The sequence below is a fragment of the Nostoc sp. EspVER01 genome, assembly GCF_034530635.1.
In the GTDB taxonomy this organism is placed as follows: domain Bacteria; phylum Cyanobacteriota; class Cyanobacteriia; order Cyanobacteriales; family Nostocaceae; genus Nostoc.
The window spans coordinates 163164-180878 of sequence record NZ_JAVRCS010000006.1; the positions used below are offsets into that span (position 1 = coordinate 163164).

General features: G+C 41.6%; 20 protein-coding genes. 13 read left to right on the forward strand and 7 right to left on the reverse strand.

What is annotated here, in order from left to right; genetic code table 11:
• Positions 1-113: 113 nt before the first annotated feature.
• Together RMX69_RS07680 and RMX69_RS07685 are read right to left on the reverse strand one after the other, a co-directional pair.
• Positions 114-305 carry a hypothetical protein gene (locus RMX69_RS07680; RefSeq protein ID WP_322637075.1) on the reverse strand — a complete coding sequence of 64 codons (192 nt, stop codon included), beginning with the start codon at positions 303-305 and terminating at the stop codon, positions 114-116.
• A gap of 82 nt (positions 306-387) precedes the next feature.
• The gene (locus tag RMX69_RS07685) at positions 388-534 is read right to left on the reverse strand and encodes a hypothetical protein (RefSeq protein ID WP_322637076.1); all 147 of its coding nucleotides are present in this window, start codon (positions 532-534) and stop codon (positions 388-390) included.
• A 788-nt stretch (positions 535-1322) separates the two neighbouring features.
• Here RMX69_RS07685 and RMX69_RS07690 point away from each other — a divergent pair.
• The 3 genes from RMX69_RS07690 to RMX69_RS07700 all read left to right on the forward strand — a co-directional run bounded on the left by RMX69_RS07690 (position 1323) and on the right by RMX69_RS07700 (position 4344).
• Positions 1323-1928 carry a DUF3038 domain-containing protein gene (locus tag RMX69_RS07690; RefSeq protein WP_012406938.1) on the forward strand — a complete coding sequence of 202 codons (606 nt, stop codon included), beginning with the start codon at positions 1323-1325 and terminating at the stop codon, positions 1926-1928.
• Positions 1929-2177: 249 nt separating this feature from the next.
• Positions 2178-3782, forward strand: coding sequence for a DUF4335 domain-containing protein (locus tag RMX69_RS07695; protein WP_322637077.1), 1605 nt, complete (start codon positions 2178-2180; stop codon positions 3780-3782).
• A gap of 277 nt (positions 3783-4059) precedes the next feature.
• Positions 4060-4344 (forward strand): YiaA/YiaB family inner membrane protein, encoded by a 285-nt coding sequence (locus tag RMX69_RS07700; RefSeq protein ID WP_289796743.1) that lies wholly within the window; start codon positions 4060-4062, stop codon positions 4342-4344.
• 118 nt (positions 4345-4462) lie between these two features.
• On the opposite strand, the gene RMX69_RS07705 is transcribed toward RMX69_RS07700, so the two are convergent.
• The 3 genes from RMX69_RS07705 to RMX69_RS07715 are packed head-to-tail and all read right to left on the reverse strand — an operon-like array spanning position 4463 to position 5559.
• On the reverse strand, positions 4463-4924 hold the full coding sequence (locus RMX69_RS07705; RefSeq protein ID WP_322637078.1) for a ferredoxin: 462 nt from the start codon (positions 4922-4924) through the stop codon (positions 4463-4465).
• Positions 4924-5310: a DUF1257 domain-containing protein gene (locus RMX69_RS07710; RefSeq protein ID WP_012406942.1), complete on the reverse strand. Its 387-nt coding sequence runs from the start codon at positions 5308-5310 to the stop codon at positions 4924-4926. Before RMX69_RS07710 ends, RMX69_RS07705 begins: the two co-directional genes overlap by 1 nt.
• A 39-nt stretch (positions 5311-5349) precedes the next feature.
• Positions 5350-5559 (reverse strand): DUF2997 domain-containing protein, encoded by a 210-nt coding sequence (locus RMX69_RS07715; RefSeq protein ID WP_094328129.1) that lies wholly within the window; start codon positions 5557-5559, stop codon positions 5350-5352.
• Between the two features lie 567 nt (positions 5560-6126).
• On the opposite strand from RMX69_RS07715, the gene RMX69_RS07720 reads away from it, so the two are divergent.
• Positions 6127-6672 carry a protein-tyrosine phosphatase family protein gene (locus RMX69_RS07720; RefSeq protein ID WP_322637079.1) on the forward strand — a complete coding sequence of 182 codons (546 nt, stop codon included), beginning with the start codon at positions 6127-6129 and terminating at the stop codon, positions 6670-6672.
• A gap of 45 nt (positions 6673-6717) precedes the next feature.
• Positions 6718-7407: an SAM-dependent methyltransferase gene (locus RMX69_RS07725; protein ID WP_322637080.1), complete on the forward strand. Its 690-nt coding sequence runs from the start codon at positions 6718-6720 to the stop codon at positions 7405-7407.
• Positions 7408-7671: 264 nt separating this feature from the next.
• Here the strand turns inward: RMX69_RS07725 and RMX69_RS07730 are convergent, their stop codons facing one another.
• The gene (locus RMX69_RS07730; protein ID WP_322637081.1) at positions 7672-7968 is read right to left on the reverse strand and encodes a hypothetical protein; all 297 of its coding nucleotides are present in this window, start codon (positions 7966-7968) and stop codon (positions 7672-7674) included.
• 174 nt (positions 7969-8142) lie between these two features.
• On the opposite strand from RMX69_RS07730, the gene RMX69_RS07735 reads away from it, so the two are divergent.
• From RMX69_RS07735 to RMX69_RS07765, 7 genes are all read left to right on the forward strand, one after another.
• On the forward strand, positions 8143-8388 hold the full coding sequence (locus tag RMX69_RS07735) for a UPF0175 family protein (RefSeq protein WP_100903255.1): 246 nt from the start codon (positions 8143-8145) through the stop codon (positions 8386-8388).
• Positions 8385-8873 carry a DUF3368 domain-containing protein gene (locus RMX69_RS07740; RefSeq protein WP_322637082.1) on the forward strand — a complete coding sequence of 163 codons (489 nt, stop codon included), beginning with the start codon at positions 8385-8387 and terminating at the stop codon, positions 8871-8873. Before RMX69_RS07735 ends, RMX69_RS07740 begins: the two co-directional genes overlap by 4 nt.
• Before the next feature lie 245 nt (positions 8874-9118).
• Positions 9119-9970 (forward strand): ABC transporter ATP-binding protein, encoded by an 852-nt coding sequence (locus RMX69_RS07745; protein ID WP_322637083.1) that lies wholly within the window; start codon positions 9119-9121, stop codon positions 9968-9970.
• The gene (locus RMX69_RS07750; protein ID WP_322637084.1) at positions 9927-10781 is read left to right on the forward strand and encodes an ABC transporter permease; all 855 of its coding nucleotides are present in this window, start codon (positions 9927-9929) and stop codon (positions 10779-10781) included. Before RMX69_RS07745 ends, RMX69_RS07750 begins: the two co-directional genes overlap by 44 nt.
• 19 nt (positions 10782-10800) lie before the next feature.
• On the forward strand, positions 10801-11274 hold the full coding sequence (locus RMX69_RS07755) for a MarR family winged helix-turn-helix transcriptional regulator (protein ID WP_012410989.1): 474 nt from the start codon (positions 10801-10803) through the stop codon (positions 11272-11274).
• Entirely contained in the window at positions 11240-12466 is a 1227-nt protein-coding gene (locus RMX69_RS07760; RefSeq protein ID WP_322637085.1) for an MFS transporter, read from the forward strand. Before RMX69_RS07755 ends, RMX69_RS07760 begins: the two co-directional genes overlap by 35 nt.
• A gap of 509 nt (positions 12467-12975) precedes the next feature.
• Positions 12976-13650: a VOC family protein gene (locus tag RMX69_RS07765; protein WP_322637086.1), complete on the forward strand. Its 675-nt coding sequence runs from the start codon at positions 12976-12978 to the stop codon at positions 13648-13650.
• 51 nt (positions 13651-13701) lie between these two features.
• Here the strand turns inward: RMX69_RS07765 and recN are convergent, their stop codons facing one another.
• Positions 13702-15450, reverse strand: a complete 1749-nt coding sequence (recN, locus tag RMX69_RS07770; RefSeq protein WP_322637087.1) for a DNA repair protein RecN — start codon at positions 15448-15450, stop codon at positions 13702-13704.
• Positions 15451-15708: 258 nt separating this feature from the next.
• On the opposite strand from recN, the gene RMX69_RS07775 reads away from it, so the two are divergent.
• Positions 15709-17691 carry an ABC1 kinase family protein gene (locus tag RMX69_RS07775; RefSeq protein WP_289796755.1) on the forward strand — a complete coding sequence of 661 codons (1983 nt, stop codon included), beginning with the start codon at positions 15709-15711 and terminating at the stop codon, positions 17689-17691.
• Positions 17692-17715: the final 24 nt, after the last annotated feature.

The following is a 17715-nucleotide window of genomic DNA, read 5'->3' on the forward strand; positions in this document are numbered from 1 at the left end:
TTCACTTGCAAATGGTAATCCTGAGAATCTTGAGAGAAAAGACCAACCAAGATTTACTATTTGCAAGTCTCTTTATTAAAGTATTTACTTATTCCCTATCACCTGTTATCTATTTATTTTTTGACCAATACTTGTTTTTTATTCAGGATAAAAACTACACCTACTGCCAGCAAAATTCCACCAGCAGCTTGGTGTTCAGGAACAGAAGTAGAAGGTTCGCTAAATCCATACTTAGCCAAAATTTCTTGCCCTTTTGGTGACAAGATATATTTAGCTAATTTTTCACCATCAGGATCCTTCTTCAAGCAATGTCTGAGGGTTATCAATATCTGCACTGGCAAAAACATCTGCGGATTTTCCGGTTTCGGAGAATTCTTGTTCTAGAAATTATCGTGTTAAACCAGACGGGCCAAATCGCGTTTCTACTGGAATCCCGTATTTATCATTAAAAGATTCAGTTACTTCCATGAGGCTATCGCGCAAACTACCAGCACCGTATAGTTTAACTGCAAATGCCTGAGTTGGCAGAGTCACACCGACAGCACAAGCTATCAGTGAAAAGGCAAAAAAATGCTTTTTAATCGTTGTTATATTATTGCGTTGCTATTCCTACTCAGTAAATTATTTCTAACCCATACTGAAGCATGAGTTTTGGTAAATATCTAAACTATTACCTCTGCCCATCAACTTTATAGATGAGTTTTGATATGTACGTGGTTTGCGGTTAGAGTTGTACTACCAACTAAGTTGGAATAAATCAATCACCCAACATCTTCAAACGCTGACTTTATCAAATTTTTAAGTTTGTCATCAGTTTTATTCATGAAGGCGTCAATCGTCCTGATGTTGCCCAAACTATACTGAAATAACAGGCTGCACACAAGTGAAACTATGTTGAGATAATGTCCAGAAGCAAAAAGTGCCTTTAGCAAACAGGCAAAAGATTTGAATGGTAATTATGTATACATTAAAACCAAGTAATAAATATCAAGAAATTTCAAAATTTAAAACTGTGAACAAATTAGGAGGTATTCTACATAATTACTTAGCGATCATTAGCGGTTAGCATTTTTAACAATAGTTTATTTATACTCTTGTACGGAGCTAGCAGCGAAAATCGGGTCAACCTTAATTAGAATTGATAATTTTTTACTTTGTTGAAAATAAATTTTCATCTAGAGTAGGACAAAGATACCTACTGTTTACCAGATAAAAAAGCTAGCTGAAGCCTCTGGCTCATAGCTATGGGAAACCAAGCTTAATTCTTAAGAGTCTGGTTTCAAAATGGGTAACAGCAACATCCCCTATCAGCTTGATCACCTATGCTAAAAGTTATGCACTCGGCCGCCAACTCAGCCACTCCAAATTCCCAGTGGGAGGATTTAATCAAGCTTCCAGCGCCAAATACAGTTCAATGGGACAATATCAAAACCCAATTAGACTTGGTGCTGTTGGCGCTAGAAACCTTAACTGGGATTGGTTCAGAGGCAATGCTTTCGGCGGCAACCGATCTGAATTTAGAGTCAAGAGTGCCAGACCGCGTAGCTTTATGGCGATTGCGCCAATCAAATCCTCTACGCAAAGGTCAAGGAGGGCGAAAAAAGCTAGATGTCGAAGAAGCGCGATCGCTTGTTTTGATCATCTGCTATCTAGCCAAACAGCACCAGGAATTGATTCGCCGTGCTGTCGGTCTGTTAGAACAAATGGCAGAAAATAACCGGGAACCTCACCAGGCTGCTTTACTTGGAGACTATATTGATGCTTTTTGCAACACCTACCAAGAGCGAATGGAAGAGGACGAGAAAATCTCAACGGATTTACTAACTAACCTGGCCCTAAAACTGCTTGTAGATTTACTTTTTTACAGCGCTCCTGGTGGGCATCGCCGTCTCTGGCTAGCACTTATAGACCGTTCAACAAAATTTTAAATTTTAGATTTGAAATTCTTCAACCAAAATTTGCTCATGAAAGTTTGCTAGGTAAGGATTCCTTTTTGATGGTCATTAGCTCTTGGGCAATGCACTATCAGCAATGCTTCCTCCTTGCACGCCAGTTTGCATAACAGAAGGAACCTGACAAATTGCTAAGTGGAAGAATCCATCGTTCCAACTTTTCTTTGCAAGCAACTGGCTCAATTTTTGCAAAATCCCAATATAGTCTTCTTTGTAGTTCCTGTCATGCCTCTATCAAATTCAGTTATTCGTTGCTACACACCACCGACTTGCACGCTAGAAGTATTCGCGCAAAGCTCACCTCTGTCCCGTTGGATGGGAAAAACTGTCCTTAAACATCTGAGCTTTGAGCTACGTTTTGACGATCCCCGACTACCAGAAGAACAAAGAGTTCCAATTCGGGGCGATCGGGAGCAACTGGAAGCTTTATGTGATGCTGTCACCAACTATGTACAGCAATTTCTCCAACAGTCTCCAGAAAGCTTTTGGGTCAGTTTCTCCAGTACCCAAGAGTCAAGTACAGCACTCGATGAGCCAGAATTAAAGTCTTCAACAAAAACATTAAATGCCTTTAGCACCCAGATTCCAGGGGCAAATATCCACTTAGAACCAAGCAGCTATTTAACTCACAACCTCTTTCTTGGTTCTCTTGCCAACTATTCATCTGGCCCTGTAATTCAACTCAGTTTGCTACAACTATTCGATTTGGCAAGTGCTTTAGATGAATATTCAACTGATGTCATGGCACTCCCAACTCTCAACAGCACAGGTTCGACTCTGAGGTTCCCTGCTTGGGCGCCTATTGCCGCAGTATTAGTATTAGGTATAGGTTTTTTACCAGTTACTTGGCAATATGCCAACAATATTAGAGAAAAGCAACAGCAGACAGCCAAAACATCAAATTCAGAAGCAGTAAAGACTGCTCTAGAACCTTCATCCTCACTAAACTTTCCCACGCCTGAACCTGGGCTAACCCCTCCATCAAATAATTTGCTAGGTTCCACCCCTCCACTTTCCACATCCACTTTACCTCAAGCACCTTTAACAGCTCCTACTTCTAGTTTCTCTCCACCACTACCAAATGCATTGACAATACCTCAAGGGACGACTGCAACCCTTCCTAGTAATCGAACGAACGCACCATCCAGCAAAATCCCAGGACAGGAAATTGCCATACTACCAAATCTGGGACAGAATCCAACCGGGTCAAGTCCCCAAGCTGGTGCTGGTGCTATCCCTCAACTGCGGAATTTGCCACCCAGACTATCTTCTAACGCCAATAGCTTACCAACTAATATTTCACCAGTCTTACCTCCATCTCTTGACACCATACCCAATAAGAATCGTGTCAATACCCCAACCCAACCCTCCTCACTAACTTCACAACAGCTAGACGAAAGAATCAGTTCCTTACAGCAATCTTCTGCTGGAGAGAAACCTACTTCACAAATTCCCTCCTCTAGAACTGCTGCTAATAATCCATTCATCGATCAATTAGGGGACACAGGTAAAAACCCCACATCCAGAGAAGTAGCTACTGGCACATTATTTGACACACCTCAAGTAGCAGAAGCTAGACAATACCTAACAAAGCGTTGGCAACCACCTACTGGACTGGGACAAACATTAGAGTATAGTTTGATAGTTGGTGTTGACGGCACAATTGAACGAATTTTCCCCCTTAATAGGGCAGCAAGAGAATTCGTTGATAACGCTGGGATGCCTGAAGTTGGCAAACCTTTTGTTTCCGCTAATAAAAATGGACAAAATGTCAGAATTCGAGTTGTTCTCAGTCCTGATGGCAAGGTACAGACTTTTCCAGATGAATAACTAAACTCATCCTTTTAATGCCACTTGTAAAACTGGTACAAATCTTGTGCCAGTTTCTACTTATTACAATTGCTCTTGAGCTTATCTGTTGAAGTCCAGTTACGAAACTGGTCTTACTATTAATTACCAGTAAACCTACTAAGAAATATAATTACTGTTAACACCAATTCTCCAAAACTAAACTATAGATACAAGTCTGGAAACCCAGATTAAATCTTACGCTTCTTAATTACGAATTAAGAATTGGTATTAATAACTCATATCAAAGGTAGAAAATATGCAAACAATTGGTACCCAAAAAGATAGTGCAGCTTGGGTTATTCAAACTTGGGCAGCTTTTGTGATTTCTATTTCTATGACCAGCTTCGGTATTGTCAATTTACCTGTAAATGGCTGGGTAAAAGGCTTTATGGGTATGGGTATGGCTTTCTCTGTTGGCTCAACTTTTACTTTGGCAAAAACTACTAGAGACTTGCACGAAACCAGAAGATTAACTGCTAGGTTAGATGAGGCAAAAGTAGAAAAATTACTTTCACAACACGATCCTCTAAATTTCAAATGAAGGAAGTTAGCCCTTACAGGGGATTCAAAATTATCCGTGCAGCGGAAATTAACTACATACTAAAAACAAAAGGACTGGATATACCAGTCCTTTATTATATTGATTTAACGTTTTTATCTTAATAACGGGATTTTTTGGTTTTTAACTTTTGCTTTTTACGCCGACGTTCGCTAGCAGCAACTGCATGTTCTACAGGATAACCCACTATAGGAATTACCTGATATTTGCGCTCGTCTTCTAACTTTCTCAGTTCAGTGTAATCAACCCAATGAATGCAATCAACTGGACAAGTGTCAATTGCTTCTTGGATAATTTCCTCTGCGTCCCCATCTTGCCGAACCACGCGCGATCGCCCGTAATCTGGTTCAATATAAAAGGTGTTACGCGCAACATGAGCGCAATGCTTGCAACCAATACAGGTGATTTCGTCAACATAAACACCATTTTGGCGCAATATACCACCCAATTCCGGTTCTAAACCAGAACGTTCTGAGGCATCTCGTAAAAAACCCCCTAGTTCTGGTTCCAAACCGGAACGGTTATCTTCTTGTTCTTCCGGCGACGGCAGAAAATCAGCCATTACGCACTCCAGCGCTGTACTACCAAGCGAATTGAACCATCTTCATTTTTTTGTTGTTCAGAAACTTGAAAACCAACACGAGCAGTTTCTTTCACAACTGTTTGATAAGCATAGCGCTGTGTTACTTGGCGCAAAAATCCATCTACAGACAAATCTTGCTGCCAATATTGCAAGTCAGCCACCAATTCATATTCTTTGCCATTCCATCTAAAACCGATGTCATAGCCATTTTCCTGCTCAATACTAACTTCTGCAGGATGGGTTTGACCGCGATAGCCACGGACTTCGCGTGGGCCTGGTTTCCAGTCTACGCCCAATTCAGTCAAAGCATCTTTCAAAGAATCAAGGTTACGGATTTGAGTCTTAATTTGGCTAAAGTGTGACATGGTGGTTGTGAATTAATAACACTAAACTACTGTGAAAACTTACCAATCGCTGTAAGTGGTGTGTGTATTCGCCACATTAGATTGCTGCACCTTGGCGGCGAAATATTCTGAGGTTGGCTCATGATTAAGTACTTGCCCCAGCTGTGCCTCTATTGCTGCTGTAACTTCAGCGCAAGAATTACCCACAATGCCAGTGACTTTCTCTTGTACCCGACCGTCTGGATAGATTATGAACTCTAATGTCTCCATTCTTTTGGTCAACCAGGATAAGTACGCTTAAATTGTACTGCCTTAGCAGAAGGCTACAAATATAGCCCTAGGAACATTTTTAGATACAAACTCGCCATTTGTTAACTAATGTTCCATGTTTCAACATATATATCTCAGAATCTTTACAAAGCTTATTAGTATTATAAGCACACGCATCAGTATTTAGTTAGTTTCTCTTAACCTCATTGATTAGTCAAGGTAACTACTGGAGCTAGCAAAGTAAGCTGCAAAAGTCCTAAGAATAAGCATTAGAGGTAGTATAACCAGCAAGACAATTCACAAAAATATAAAATTTATTGAAAAACTTTATTCTTACCATTCAACCTACCTTATTCTTTTCCAGGTAGGTTGGATGCAGTGCAGTATCACTCTAAAGCAAGATAATGGGGTATACGTAGGTATTGTATTAGGTCTTTGATATAGTTACTGTAGCTGGCATCTGCTGTAGAGATATTTTTAAACTGCGTTCGCTGAAAGCGTTGGCGCAGCCATCGCTATTTTCTGCCATCGGTGAGATTTATCAACCTCGACTCTAGACAGTTAAATATGTACAAATTTGCCCCAGCTTGGGAGAAGGAGCAAATAGTTTTTGGTGCTGCGCGACCTGGATACACCGACAAGAATGTTCAGGATTGGATAGAGTTCATGAAGCGCCAAAATATCAAGCGTGTTTGCTGTCTTCTTGATGAACAACAGCTAGCTTCTTACTCTAATCTTCTAAACATATACAAACAGGAATTTGGGAATCAACTAGTGTGTTGGACACCAATTGCAGATTTCCATTTATCTGATTTAGAAACCCTCACACAGAAAATACTTCCTTTCTTAATAGAAGCTGATAAACAAAATGAGAAAGTTGTTGTACACTGTTCTGGTGGAATTGGGCGTACTGGACATGTGTTAGTGGCATGGCTAGTTAGTGTGCGAGGATTATCAAATCAAGCTGCAATTAATGCTGTCAAAAAAACAGGTAGAAATCCTTATGAAGCTGCGATCGCTGCTGTGTTTAGAGGTAGAAATTCCTTAGCAGTTGTAAAAGAACTTGACGTGCTTCTGAATGATTGCCGTCTTGCAGTGAATAAAACATTTTGAGTTTACTATTATCTTGTTTAATCAGTCCTTTGCGAGGAAAATTCTATGGCAATGGTTCTAGATAAAGTAGTTCCTTTTGGGAGGTCAATGGATGAATATATAAAAATATTCAATTTAACAAATGCTGATTTAAATAAAAGAATCATTGGGATTGGGGATGGGCCAGCAAGCTTCAATGCAGAAATGACACGTCAGCGTAAAAGTGTAGTTTCTGTTGATCCACTGTACCAATTCTCCAGTGATGAAATATTGCAAAGATTTAATGAAGTAGTAGATGATATTATTAATCAAGTCAAGGCTAAAACGAATGATTGGGTATGGAGCTATCATAAATCCCCGGATGATTTGCGACATAATAGGGTGAAAGTTATTCAAGAATTTATGTCTGATTATGAAGCTGGCAAAAAAAGCAACAGATACACAATCGGTGAATTGCCAAAACTGGCATTTAATAATCAAGAATTTGACATAGCGCTTTGTTCACATTTACTGTTTTTATATTCAGACCATCTCGATTACGATTTTCACCTAGATTCTGTAGGTGAGATGTTGCGTATTGCTAAAGAAGTCAGAATATTCCCCCTCATAACTTTAATGTGGAAACATTCACAACATTTAGATGAAATTGTCAAATATTACACTTCAAAGGGTTACAAAATAGATATTGAAAAGGTTGAATACGAACTACAGCCTGGTGGAAATAAAATGTTGAAGATAACCAGAGATGTTATATAATTCGTATTCATCGCGCTCAGTTTTTCAATAATTTTTAATGCGATCGCTCTCAAAATTACCAGATGCGATCGCTTTGCTGGTATATGTTTAATATGCTCCAGCGTAGCCCCGTGCGGTTGCTAGTCTTTAGGTCGTCTCAGAGTCATCCGGTGCTTCACCAAGGGTCTGCTGTGCAGCGTGACGGATATGAAGAACACGCACTGTCGATATTTGTTGTCCTACCAAAATTGTGAAAATTATTCGGTATGAGTTGCGCCCTCGACCTTAAAGTATCTGGCGAATTTCTTGGCTAAAATAATCATTTTCTCTAGCTAGAGAACATCGGCTTGGCATTTGCGATAAAGACTCAATGACTTGTAGTAATCCTGCATACCACTGACTTGCCCTTTCAGAAGAAGTAACTTGAGATAACTGCAAAAATGCGCTGTCTGCTTCAGCTTCAGCTACACTATAGTAATAAAGTGAAGTACCTTGACCATTAAAACTACGAACAGCACGAATAATTCTGGGAGTGACGAAATCATCTCCCTCGAAATCTGCAAGAACATCCTTTATTGCCATATAGACCGTATTCAGTACTCAAGTATTATTCTTAGGGTTCCCAAACCAGAACAAAGCGTTACATTATGACATGAACAATATTTATAAAAAGGATACGGTTCGGTTTATTTACCTGATTATCACTTGGCAATGCCCAAGCTGCTTAGAATAGTAGTGATAGAGAGGATTATAATTATGAGCGTCGTCATTCCTAATGAAATATTAACCGCAACTCGAATGACTGAAGGCGAAATGAAGCAGGAAATTGCAGTGATGCTCTTTCAAAAAGAAAAGTTAACCTTAGCTCAAGCCAGTCGGTTTGCAGGTATGAATCGTATAGCATTTCAGCATCTACTTGCAAGTCGTCAAATTTCAGTGCATTATGGTGTCGAGGATTTTGACCAAGATATAGAAAACTTGCGGGCGATGGGTAGACTGTGATCATTGTCAGTGATACTTCACCCATTAACAACCTCGCCGCCATTAACCATCTTCATTTACTACAACAGCTTTACGGAACAGTTCTAATTCCTGAAGCTGTCTACCGAGAACTAACTGATCCCAACTTTCCAGTTGCAGGTGCAATTGAAGTCCAAACTTTTATCTGGATTCAAACTCGTCCAGTTCAAGATCGAACATTGGTTGAAGCACTCAGCAATGAACTGGATATTGGTGAAGCTGAAGCGATCGCTTTAGCATTAGAAATGAAAGCAGATCAAGTTTTGATTGATGAACGTCGTGGTCGCATGATTGCAGCTAGGCTAAATCTTGGTTACACAGGAATTTTAGGGATCTTGGTTGAAGCTAAAAGCCAAAGGCTAATTTCTGCTGTGAAACCTTTGTTAGATGCTCTGATTAACCAAGCAGGATTTTGGGTGGCGGAACCTTTATACAAGAGGGTTTTGCAGTTTGTTGATGAAAATTAAATGCGGCATAGACTTTCTAACTGAGCAGGAATAGGCATTCTGAAAATTTTTACCTATTAACCATCCCTAGCAAGTGTTTGCGGTTAATTTGTCAGTGATGCTTTGCCCATCAAGAATCTCGCCGCCACTCTACTGAATTTATTTTTACTCTGATTCAACTTTATGCCAGAAGTCTATTGACTTCTAGTAAATCTATTGAGAAGCTAATAGTTAGATTTACTAATTAATATAAGTGCATCAAACTTGTGACAATACTGACGGGCAAAATAAATCGATCGCAACCTCCTACCGAACCAAAACCGTTGATTTTGGAAACTCAGGGACTCACACGCCGTTTTGGCAAGTTAACCGCAGTTAATAACCTGAGCATATCTGTGGAACAGGGCGAAGTATTTGGACTGCTTGGCCCCAATGGAGCAGGGAAAAGTACAGTTATTAAAATGTTGACAACCTTGCTGCCTATCAGTGCAGGGAAAGCAACCTTAGCTGGCTATGATGTGGCTCGTCAATCTAATCCTGTGAGACGGGCTATCGGCTATGTACCCCAAGCGCTCTCTGCTGATGGTAGTCTCACGGGTTACGAAAATCTCTTAATCTTCGCCAAGCTGTATGGAATACCTGCCAAAGGACGCGATCGCCGTATCTATGAAATTCTAGAATACATGGGTTTGCAAGATGCGGCGAAACGCTTGGTACGAAATTACTCTGGTGGGATGATCCGCAAGCTGGAAATTGGCATATCAGTTCTACATCAACCCCAAATTTTGTTTCTTGATGAGCCGACTGTCGGACTAGATCCCATCGCTCGAACTCAAGTATGGCAGCTTGTACTACAACTCTGTGCTGATTACGGCACAACTATATTTTTAACAACCCACTTTTTAGAAGAAGCGGATAGCTTATGTAACCGAGTAGCGATTATGCAGCAAGGTGAAGTCGTTACTAAAGGTACACCAAGGGACTTAAAAGCTTCTTTAAATAACCCAAATGCAAGTTTGGATGATGTCTTTATTCACTATACAGGCGACCAGTTAACATCAGGAGTCAACTACCGTGACACAGCAAGAACCAGACGTACTGCTCAACGGTTGGGTTAAAGCACCACCCACTGTCCGAGTAGATTTGATCTCTGCAATTAAAGAGCTAGTTACGAAAACCCTGGCGATCGCAGAATTAGAAATACGGAAACTCCGCCACGATCCCACGGATTTAGTCGTTCGGGCTGTGCAACCAGCTTTATGGCTGCTAATTTTTGGGCAAGTTTTCGCCCGAACTCGCGCAATTCCTACAGGGAACTTACCCTATTTGGACTTCATTTCTGCTGGTATTTTGGCTCAGAGTATTTTGTTTGTGGCAATTTTTAGTGGTGGAATGACCCTAATCTGGGAGCGAGATTTAGGGATTGTCCATAAATTTTTAGCTAGTCCAACACCCCGTGTAGCGATGGTGTTGGGCAAAGGTTTAGCATGTGGGGTACGGTGCTTATCTCAGGTAATATTCATTTACGGATTGTCATTTTTATTAGGTGTCAAACTAAATCTTCATCCCCTAGCTATTCTCCAAGTATTGCTGCTAGTCATACTGGGGGCGGCTTCCTTTTGTATTTTCTCATTAATTATTGGCTGTTTGGTGAAAAGCCGAGAAAGGATGACGGGTATTGGACAATTGTTAACCATGCCGTTATTTTTTGCGAGCAATGCCATCTATCCGATCTCGTTGATGCCCAGTTGGTTAAAGTTCATTTCCCATTTAAATCCGTTGACTTATCTGGTTGACGGGTTACGTAGCACCATGCTGTTGAATGGCACTAGCATCTATGGCTTTGGTCTGGATTGTACAATTCTCTTATTCACATTAATAATTTTGGCCATCCTTGGTGGAAAACTTTATCCACGGGTGGCTATGTAACTAGGAGAACAACAAGCCCATGACCTTGGATAAACCTAATCAAGGTGCAACTTCCGAAGAATGTGCCGCTAGAGTAATGGAAACAGTTCCATTAGTGATGCGGTTTATCCGAGCGGATATGCGTGCCCATAGTGCCGCTTTTTTATCTATACCTCAATTGCGATCGCTAGCATTTATCAACCGTAATCCTGGTGCTTCATTATCTGACTTAGCAGAGCATTTAGGTGTCACCTCTGCCACGGCATCAGCAACCATAGAACGCTTGGTACAACGCGACTTCGTGAAACGGATTGCTCATCCTCAAGAGCGGCGGCGGGTGCTGCTCAATTTAACTGAAGATGGAAAACATCATCTCAAGCAATCCCAAGATCAAACTCGTGCTCATATTACCGACTTGCTGAAAGGTCTTTCAGAAGACCAAATTTCCAATATTGAAGAAGGCTTAACTCTACTAAAAAATGTCTTCGAGAAAACAGAACTCAAAGCCCCATAACTTTGAGGTTGCACAACACGATCCCTTTGCAGCCTTTAAGTTTCGAGACTATCGGCTATTTACCATCGGACGGCTGGTGCTGTTCGTGGGGTCGCAAATGCAAACTGTAGCGATTGGCTGGGAACTCTATGAGCGGACTAACTCAGCGATCGCATTAGGTGGTGTAGGGCTAGCGCAAGTCCTACCGATGATTGTTCTCACCTTAATTGCTGGAGATGTAGCCGATCGCCGCGATCGCAAACTCACCATGCTACTCTCGGTAATATTGCTAGCCCTCTGCTCACTAGCTTTGGGTGTACTTTCCTATACTCAGGGTGCAATTTTTCTAATTTACGCCTGTTTGGTATTAACGGGTGTAGCGAGGGCATTCCTCAAACCTGCCAGTGATGCTCTGATGTGGCAATTAATACCTGTCAGCGCCTTTACCAATGCAGCTACTTGGAATAGTAGTAGCTTTCAGTTGGCTGCTGTTATCGGCCCAGCCTTCGGAGGATTTGGGATTGCGCTACTAGGAAGTGCTACAGGGGTTTATCTATTAGCAGCGCTCGCAGCCTTACTGTGTTTTATTTTAACGCTGGCGATCAAAGAGCAAAAAGTCATCCGTTCAACTGAGCCAATCTCACTCCAAGCGCTTGCTGCTGGCGCTAAATTTGTTTGGCAGAATCAGTTGATTTTAGCAGCGATCACATTAGATATGTTTGCAGTATTGTTGGGTGGTGCGATCGCGCTTCTCCCGATTTTTGCCAAAGATATTTTACATGTGGGGCCAGTAGAGTTGGGATATCTCCAAGCAGCCCACTCTATCGGTGCTTTGACTATGGCTATTACCCTGGCGTATTTACCACCGTTACGTAAAGCAGGCCCGTCCTTATTGTGGTCAGTGGTTGGCTTTGGAGTTGTAACAATTATCTTTGGACTTTCTCGTTCCTTTTGGCTATCTATGTTGATGCTGATTCTTGGTGGCGCACTAGATAGAATTAGCGTTGTAATTCGCCATACATTAGTTCAAATCAGAACACCAGATCATTTGCGTGGTCGGGTTGCTGCTATTAATAGCGTGTTTATTAGTGCCTCGAATGAATTAGGGGGCTTTGAATCAGGCTTGACTGCGGCTTTATTTGGCCCAGTGATTTCCGTTGTGGGTGGTGGAATTGGCACAATTGTAGTGGTGATTGCTACGGCAATGATTTGACCAGGAATTCGCAAGTTAGGGGCTTTACAAGAGTATAAATAGAAGCACTGATCTATTAGATATCAGATAATAAAAATCCCACCTCAGTAAGAGATAACAATTACAATCTTGTAGCTTTTATACGGGTGGGATTTTTGTTTGGCGAAAGTTGCACATTGCGTAATTAGCTGTCTTTGAAAATTTCAAAGAACAGATTGCTCCTATAGCCGAAAAATTACTTAGAGTAGGAGAGTAATAAAGCTGTTCCTTGCCTGCTACATGCAGCCTCTCGCTCAGAAGGATACAAAGAGGCGAACTATGCAGAGTCTCTCATCAAGAATAAAAGGAAGAGATAAGTTAAAAATTATTCGGCGCAAATTTAGAGACAGTTAGTATTATTAGTTACTACAATTGCCTTGCAGGTGTTTGAGATTAGCTCAAAGCAATTTGAGTATAATGGTAGATATAATCCCTGTTTCTAAGCCTCAATTTTGAATAAATACTATAGATTATTTTTATAGGTGAGCATTATGAACAATAACCTTCCAGTAGATCCTAGAAAAGGTTTTAACTTAGCTGGAACTTCAATGAATAAGGAGTCGCCTTTTGTAGAAAATGATGGATTGCTATTGTATAAAGATGGGTGCAAGACTCCAGAGTTTCTAAACTCATCTTTTTGCATACATCTATTTGGTGAACAAGTTATCGTAGATCACTATGTACTGTTGTTTCCTGATTCAGAAACTCTTACAGACTATGGTAAAACTCTCATAAACTATGATGCCAAAATCACCGAGGGGCCAGGAAAATGGCCTGATGATTTTTGTCTTGAGCAAAATCTATTGCCCGAAGATGCAAGTATGTACTTTCTCTCAGCCTTAATGCCGTCAGGCATGATTTTGGTACTCCTTGCACCTAACGCGCCAGATGAACAGATTGCTAGCTTATTCCAGGAGCAAGGTTTTAATACTGTCCATCACGTTGCCATTCTTGTTGATGATATCTATACAGCAGCAGAAGTATGGCAGAAGAAAGGCTTTATTCCTCTGTCTCGAACTCCTCAAGAAGATGATTCCTTGTGCCAATGGTTTTTCCGTAACTGGGCAGGGCAAATCATAGAGCTAATCTGTCGGCGATGTATGGGTAAAGAGACTTTTTCCTGTGAGAATATTGCTGGTTTACGCCTTTCAGAATTGGCAGCCTAAATTTATAATTCGTAATTCGTAATTCGTAATTCGTAATTCGTAATTATTTGGTTAAGTATGCTTTCCGCGACGGTGGTTAGCAGCTTGTAGTAATAGAGACTCTGCAAAAGCGATCGCATCAGTTGCAGATTTACCACCAGCCAACTGCGCTAGTTCTTCCCGACGGGTGTTTAAATTATCCAAGGTAGTAACTCTAACAACGGTACGCTGTTCGGCATTATCATTGTTGGCTTTTTTACCTTTGCCTTGATTGATAGTTTGCTTATCTACACGAAAATGCCGATCGGCCATTGCCGCAACTAAAGGTTGATGCGTAACACATAAGACTTGGTTACGTTGACTTAGCTGGTATAATTTTTCTGCGATCGCTTGGGCTACCCTTCCCGAAACCCCAACATCAATTTCATCAAACACCATTGTTCCAGCTACGTCAACCTGGGAAAAACAAGCTTTTAAAGCCAGTAAAAAGCGGCTCATTTCCCCGCCAGAGGCAACTTCTGTTAACGGTTGTAGTGGTTCTCCAGGGTTGGAGCTAAATGTAAAGGTAATTTTATCTGCTCCCATCGCAGTTGGGAAAGCTGGTAATATTTCAACCATAAACTTCACCTTTTCCATCGCTAGGGGCTTGAGTTCAGCTATCAAACGTGATTCTAAATTAGCCGCCGCCTTACTCCGCAATTGAGTTAACTGATTACTTGCTTGGGTAAGTTTCTCAAAACACGCCTTTTCTTGCTGTTCCAGACTTTCGATAGATTGTTCGCTGTCGTTAAGTTGGGCTAATTCTGCTTGGATACGTTGGTAGTAAGCGATCGCTTCTGTAAGTGTCGGTCCATACTTGCGGCAAATTTGCTTTAACTCCTGAATTCGTTCTTCCACCTCTTCCAACCGCTGCGGATCTGCTTCCAAACCGTCCCCATAAGCATTAATTTGCCTTCCAACTTCCATTACCGCAGCTTGTGCGTCCCGTACCAATTCCAACAGATATTGTAGTTGGGTATCGTATTCCACCATGTTATTTAGTGTCGCCTCACTATCTCCCAATAAATCTGCTGCGGCAGGGGTTTCATGATCGTTTTGATACAAAGCCTGATAAACCTTGTAACTCATTTGTTGTAAATCAACAACATGATTCAGGCGTTCCCGTTCTTGTCCCAACTGTTCCAATTCATTAGGTTCGCCCAGATTCGCTGCTCCCAATTCCTGCACTTGATAAGTAAGCAAGTCGAGTTGTTGCAATCGTTCCCGTTCCGATGTCCGGCGTTTTTCTAGTGCTAAATGCGCCTGTTGATAAGCGCTGAAATTCGTGGCGACTTTATGGCGCTGCTGCATTAGGGAGTCGCCCCCATACAAATCTAACCAGTCGCGGACTTGGGCAGATTGTCCCACTTGCACCGTTTGACCTTGGGCGGTAATTTCCACCAAGCGATCGCGCATTCCTCCCATGATCTGCCGATTTACTAACACACCATTTACCCGCGATCGACTACGGACATTACTTGCAGTGGCTGTAATTTCTCGGCTAATGACTACAGAATTTTCATCAAGTAAATCTATTTCTTGTTCAGTCAACCAAGCCGCTAGGGGTGCGTTTGATGTGAAAGTAGCTTCAACCATCGCCCGACTAGTCCCCGTGCGAATAACTCTACTAGAGACTTTACCGCCCAAAGCGGCATCAATTGCATCCAAGATAATAGATTTTCCAGCGCCGGTTTCACCTGTCAACACATTTAGTCCCGCGCCAAATTCTAATTCCAGTTGGTCAATTAGGGCAAAGTTTTCAATTCGCAGGCAAAGCAACATCAAGCCAAATTCTCCATGAGGGCAGATGCCAGATACTTCTAACTTACAAGACAATAAGTATGATCTTTCAGCAACTAGCAATACCTACTACTATTGAACTAGTATGCCCGTTTAAGTGTAGCAGACCTATTAGTACTAGGGAGTAAGGAAAGCAGAGGGAGATGAGGAAAAAATACCCAATGCCCCATTCCCAATTCCCAATTTCTAAACATATTGTTACAATACTTAATGTGATCGTTCTGACTGGTGGCCTTCTTCATGATTGTTAAGACACTTCCCCCTAGTTCCCGACCGATTCAGGAGGAAAGTCGCAACGGCACAAATCGCCGAAGCGACGAACTCAATGTTATTGATGTAGTACCCGAAGATGGTTTAGTTGTACGCTCGCCAAGACTCTTAGCAGCCCAAAAGGTGAGAATAGCAGCCCAATCTGAGACGCTTTATGATCCTGTGGGCATAGCAGCCCATTACCAAAATAGAAAAGTGCAAGTTTTGCGGCGGATTTTTGCCGTGTTGGGGCCGACTCTATCCTTTGTTTTTGGATTGTGGTCGGATAGTAAACGAGGAATTGTCGTCAAAAATGACCGCCGCCGAGCCACTCAGCTACGAGTATTGCTAACCCAATTAGGGCCTGCTTACATCAAAATTGGCCAAGCTTTGTCCACCAGACCGGATCTAGTTCCTCCCGTATATTTAGAAGAATTAACTAAACTACAAGACCAATTACCGCCTTTCCCCAACGAAATTGCTTACCAGTTTATCAAAGAAGAATTAGGCGCACCTCCAGAAGAGGTTTACGCAGAACTGTCGGCCCAGCCAATTGCTGCGGCTTCATTGGGGCAAGTATATAAAGGTAAGCTAAAAACTGGTGAAGAAGTCGCTGTTAAAGTTCAACGCCCCGACTTAAGAGAGGGAATCACCATTGACTTGTATATCTTGCGTAACCTCGCCGCTTGGGTGCAGAAAAAGGTTAAAAAGGTAAGAAGTGACTTAGTTGGGATTCTCGATGAATTAGGCGATCGCATCTTTGAAGAGATGGACTACATCCATGAGGGTGAAAATGCCGAACGATTTTTTGAGTTATACGGTCACATAAAAGACATATACGTACCGAAAATTTACTGGGAATATACCAATCGTCGCGTCTTGACGATGGAGTGGATTAACGGCACCAAATTAACCCAGACAGAAGAAATTAGCGCCCAAGGAATAGATGCTCGTTATCTAATTGAAGTGGGTGTGCAGTGTTCCCTGCGCCAACTGCTAGAACATGGATTTTTCCATGCAGATCCGCACCCTGGAAATTTGTTAGCGACAACCGATGGCAAATTAGCTTATCTTGACTTTGGGATGATGAGCGAGATTAAACCACCACAGCGTTATGGTTTAATTGAAGCGATCGTCCACGTCGTCAACCGCGACTTTGAAGGATTAGCAAAAGATTACGTTAAATTAGATTTCTTATCACCAGAAACTGATTTAACACCAATTATCCCAGCTTTTGCGAGAGTCTTTGCTGATGCCGAAGGAGCCAGTGTTGCCGATCTTAATATTAAAAGCATCACCGATGAACTATCGGCTTTGATGTATGAGTATCCTTTCCGCGTACCGCCCTACTACGCCTTAATTATTCGCTCCCTGGTGACGCTAGAAGGTATTGCAATATATATAGATCCCAACTTTAAAGTCCTCAGCGAAGCTTATCCCTACGTTTCCAAACGCCTGTTAACAGATCCAGCACCGCAATTAAGAGCATCATTGCAAGATTTGTTATTTAAAGATGGCAGATTTCGCTGGAATCGCTTAGAAAACTTATTAAAAAATGCGCGTAATAGTCAAGACTACGACTTTAATTTAGTGCTAAATCAGGGGATAGAATTTCTGTCATCTGAACGCGGTGCTTTTATTCGTGACAAACTAGTAGATGAATCTGTTAACGGACTTGATGCTTTAGGTAAAAATGTTTTGCATAACTTTACCTCCTTGTTGCGAGAACGCGTAGGATTGACAGCAGTGAATAAAACTCCAGCGGCCACAGTTGAACAACAACAAACCTTAGAGCATATCAAACGTATATTAGGTATTCTCCGAGAAACAAGAGGCTTTGACCCAGTGCAAATTACATCCCAAATTGCCCAGTTATTGGTAAATTCAGATGTACAACGTTTAGGTCAACAAATAGCCAACCGCTTCACGCAGAAAGCTGTGGCGAGGTTAATTCGGCAACTATTGGCATCTTAGTAAAAATTATGAGTTAAATAAAGT

Coding starts and splice junctions, on each gene's coding strand:
- RMX69_RS07690 (WP_012406938.1), top strand. CDS start 1,323: ATGCTAAAAGTTATGCACTCGGCCGCCAACTCAGCCACTCCAAATTCC.
- RMX69_RS07730 (WP_322637081.1), bottom strand. CDS start 7,968: ATGGCAATAAAGGATGTTCTTGCAGATTTCGAGGGAGATGATTTCGTC.
- RMX69_RS07700 (WP_289796743.1), top strand. CDS start 4,060: ATGCAAACAATTGGTACCCAAAAAGATAGTGCAGCTTGGGTTATTCAA.
- RMX69_RS07710 (WP_012406942.1), bottom strand. CDS start 5,310: ATGTCACACTTTAGCCAAATTAAGACTCAAATCCGTAACCTTGATTCT.
- RMX69_RS07705 (WP_322637078.1), bottom strand. CDS start 4,924: ATGGCTGATTTTCTGCCGTCGCCGGAAGAACAAGAAGATAACCGTTCC.
- RMX69_RS07715 (WP_094328129.1), bottom strand. CDS start 5,559: ATGGAGACATTAGAGTTCATAATCTATCCAGACGGTCGGGTACAAGAG.
- RMX69_RS07735 (WP_100903255.1), top strand. CDS start 8,143: ATGAGCGTCGTCATTCCTAATGAAATATTAACCGCAACTCGAATGACT.
- recN (WP_322637087.1), bottom strand. CDS start 15,450: ATGTTGCTTTGCCTGCGAATTGAAAACTTTGCCCTAATTGACCAACTG.
- RMX69_RS07720 (WP_322637079.1), top strand. CDS start 6,127: ATGTACAAATTTGCCCCAGCTTGGGAGAAGGAGCAAATAGTTTTTGGT.
- RMX69_RS07695 (WP_322637077.1), top strand. CDS start 2,178: ATGCCTCTATCAAATTCAGTTATTCGTTGCTACACACCACCGACTTGC.
- RMX69_RS07755 (WP_012410989.1), top strand. CDS start 10,801: ATGACCTTGGATAAACCTAATCAAGGTGCAACTTCCGAAGAATGTGCC.
- RMX69_RS07725 (WP_322637080.1), top strand. CDS start 6,718: ATGGCAATGGTTCTAGATAAAGTAGTTCCTTTTGGGAGGTCAATGGAT.
- RMX69_RS07775 (WP_289796755.1), top strand. CDS start 15,709: ATGATTGTTAAGACACTTCCCCCTAGTTCCCGACCGATTCAGGAGGAA.
- RMX69_RS07765 (WP_322637086.1), top strand. CDS start 12,976: ATGAACAATAACCTTCCAGTAGATCCTAGAAAAGGTTTTAACTTAGCT.
- RMX69_RS07760 (WP_322637085.1), top strand. CDS start 11,240: ATGTCTTCGAGAAAACAGAACTCAAAGCCCCATAACTTTGAGGTTGCA.